General features: G+C 65.9%; 2 protein-coding genes and 1 pseudogene. All 3 read left to right on the forward strand.

Translation table 11 applies throughout. The annotated features are described in order from the left end of the window. Positions 1–3: 3 nt before the first annotated feature. Entirely contained in the window at positions 4–1506 is a 1503-nt protein-coding gene (gene tsaE, locus EOA86_RS27875) for a tRNA (adenosine(37)-N6)-threonylcarbamoyltransferase complex ATPase subunit type 1 TsaE (RefSeq protein ID WP_128344614.1), read from the forward strand. Continuing rightward, the gene (locus EOA86_RS27880; RefSeq protein WP_128344612.1) at positions 1503–2252 is read left to right on the forward strand and encodes a nucleotidyltransferase family protein; all 750 of its coding nucleotides are present in this window, start codon (positions 1503–1505) and stop codon (positions 2250–2252) included. Before tsaE ends, EOA86_RS27880 begins: the two co-directional genes overlap by 4 nt. Next, positions 2249–3258, forward strand: a pseudogene (locus EOA86_RS27885) (double-strand break repair protein AddB); the annotation flags it as partial. The gene EOA86_RS27880 and the pseudogene EOA86_RS27885, both read left to right, overlap by 4 nt.

Here is a 3258-nt window from a genome sequence, read left to right on the forward strand (position 1 = left end):
GGCGTGGTGCTGGAGCGTTTTCTCGCCGACGAGGCTGCGACCGCAAGGCTGGGCGAGGATCTGGCCATGTCGTTGCGACCCGGCGACGTGCTTGCGCTCAAAGGCGATCTCGGCGCCGGTAAGTCGAGTTTGGCGCGGGCGCTGATCAGGGCAATGACCGACGATTCCGGTCTCGACGTGCCGAGCCCGACCTTCACGCTCGTCCAGAGCTATGAGGCGCGCATTCCAGTCCATCATTTCGACCTCTATCGCCTGTCCTCGGCGTCCGAACTGGATGAACTGGGTTTCGACGAAGCACTGGCGCAAGGCGCTGCCCTGGTCGAATGGCCTGAACGGGCAGAGGACTATTTGCCAGAGACTTCGGTTCTGATCGAACTGGTCCATCAGGACGACGGGCGCCTGGCGAGATTGTCGGGACAAGGCGCTGCCTTCGAGCGCGCGGCGCGATCGCTGGCCATGCGCGATTTTCTCGAAAGAGCTGGCTGGGGCGAAGCGCAGAGACGCTATTTTATCGGCGACGCCTCGGCCCGCTCCTATGAGATCGTCTCGCTGGCCGACCTGCCGCCGCGCGTGTTGATGAACTCGCCGCGGCTGGTGCTCGGGCCGCCGGTCCGCGACGGCAGGCCCTATGCGGTGATCGCCCACACCGCGCAATCCGTCTCGGCTTTCGTCGCTATCGACCGGGCGTTGCGGGCCGGCGGCATCAGCGCCCCGGAGATCCACGCGCAGGACCTGGACCAGGGCTTTCTTCTGCTCGAGCATCTCGGCTCGGAGGGATTTCTCGGCCAGCACGGTCAGCCGGTGGCGGAGCGCTACGCGGCGGCGGCCGAACTGCTCGCCATGATGCATGGCAAGGCATGGCCCGATCGCATCGAGGTCGCGCCCGGCGTCTTTCACGACGTGCCGCCTTTCGATCGCGACGCCATGATGATCGAAGCCGAATTGCTGGTCGACTGGTATGTGCCGGCGATATCAGGCGGCCCGGCAAGCGATGCTTTGCGCGCCGGCTATAACAGGGAATGGGATGCGGTCCTCAACCGGCTGGAAGGGCGCGAATACACGCTTATGCTGCGCGACTTTCATTCGCCGAACATCATCTGGCGCGGCGACCGTACCGGCCACGATCGCCTCGGCATCGTCGATGTCCAGGACGCGCTGATCGGCCCGTCCGCTTACGATCTCGCCTCGCTGGCCATGGATGCGCGCGTTACCCTTTCGCCTGAGATCGAGCGGCGGACGCTGGATGCCTATATCGCTGCGCGCCATAAGGCTGGCGCTTTCAACGAAGACGAATTCGTCGAGACCTATGCGATCATGGCGGCGCAGCGCAATTCGAAGATACTCGGCATTTTCGTCCGGCTCGAAAACCGCGACGGCAAGCCCTATTATCTAAAACACCTGCCGCGCATTCGCGACTATCTCCGGCGAGCGCTGGCGCATCCCGGGCTGGCCAACTTGCGGGATTTCTACGCCGCCCACGGCTTGCTGGAGGAACGGTCGTTGTGACGGCGCGCCTCAAGACCGCAATGGTGCTTGCCGCCGGGCTGGGAAAGCGCATGCGGCCAATCACCGACACGATGCCGAAGCCGCTGGTCAAGATATCAGGCAAGACATTGCTCGACTGGAGCCTGGACAGCCTGGCCCACGCCGGCGTCGACAAGGCCGTGGTCAACGTCTATTATTTTCCGGAACAGATCGTCGCCCATGTCGCCGCGCGCCGCGCCCCGCGGGTCGTCATTTCCGATGAAAGCGAAAGACTGCTCGATTCCGCCGGCGGCATCGTCCATGCTTTGCCGGAACTGGGAGGGGCTCCTTTTTACATCGTCAACGCCGACACCTTCTGGATCGACAGCGGCGTGCCCAGCCTTGCCCGCCTCGCCCTTGCGTGGGACGCGGCGAAAATGGATATTCTGCTGATGCTCGCGGATTCCCAGTCAGCAACCGGACACAGCGGCGGCACGGATTTCCTGATGTCGCCGGACGGCGCCTTGCGGCGTTCGAAAGGCGACCCGACAGGCCTGATCTATGCCGGTGCGGCGATCGTCCATCCCAGGCTTTTCAAGGATGCGCCGGCCGGGCCGCATTCGCTCAACGCCTATTTCGATGCGGCCATCGCTGCCGGTCGCCTGTTCGGTATGGTGATGCACGGCCATTGGATCACCGTTGGCACGCCCGACGCCATTCCGCTTGCGGAAGCGGCGGTTGCCGCCGCTCTTGCTGAGTCGCCCAGCGCTTTCACCGAGTTGAAATGAGCGGCTCCCGCCGCGTTTTCTCAATCCCGCCCGGAGCGCCGTTTCTGCCGACGCTGGCCGAGGCTCTGCTGTCAGGGCGGCTCGTTCCCGATTTCCGCTTCGACGGCGACCCGCTGGCGCTGGCCGACGCCACCATTTACGTGCCGACGCGCCGCGCCGCGCGGGCGCTACGCGGCGTTTTCGTCGACCGTCTGGGCAGCCGCTCGGCTATCCTGCCGGTCATCCGCCCGCTCGGCGAGTTCGACGAGGACGAGGCCGCGTTCGAGGCCGACGCATCGGCCGCCATCGACCTCGCGCCGCCGATCACTGCTGCCGAGCGGCTGCTGCTGCTGGCGCCGCTGGTTCGCGCCTGGAAACGCCGCCTGCCGGCGCATGTCGCGGCACTTTTCGACGAGGAGATCGTCGTGCCGGCCTCCGCCGCCGACGCCATCTGGCTGGCGCGCGATCTGGCCCGGCTGATGGACGAGATCGAGACGGAAGGTACGGACTGGATCAGGCTCGCCGATCTGGTGACCGGCAACCTCGCCGGCTGGTGGCAAGTGACACTCGACTTCCTGAGAATCGTCACCGAAAACTGGCCGAATCTCCTCGAAGAACGCGACCGCTCCAACCCGGCCGCGCATCGTAATGCGCTGATAAGGCTGGAAGCAGCACGGCTAAAGCGCAATCCGCCGGCCGGACCGGTGATCGCCGCCGGCTCCACCGGGTCCATTCCTGCCACGGCCGAACTGCTTGCGGTGATCGCCGGCCTGCCCAGCGGCGCCGTCGTGCTGCCCGGCCTCGACCTGATGCTGGATGAGCCGTCTTTCGCGGCGATCGCCGCACCTGGCGCCCGGCCGGCCTTGCTTGGCCACCCGCAATACGGCCTGGCAAAACTGATCGGCAAGATCGGCGTGCTGCGCGGCGATGTCGGGGAGATCGCCGTTGCCGAAAGGCCGCTCGCGCTGCGCGCCGCTCTTGTCGGCGAAGCGCTGCGGCCGGCCGAGACCACCGAGCTGTGGGCGCA

The organism is Mesorhizobium sp. M5C.F.Ca.IN.020.32.2.1 (assembly GCF_004023105.1).
In the GTDB taxonomy this organism is placed as follows: domain Bacteria; phylum Pseudomonadota; class Alphaproteobacteria; order Rhizobiales; family Rhizobiaceae; genus Mesorhizobium; species Mesorhizobium wenxiniae.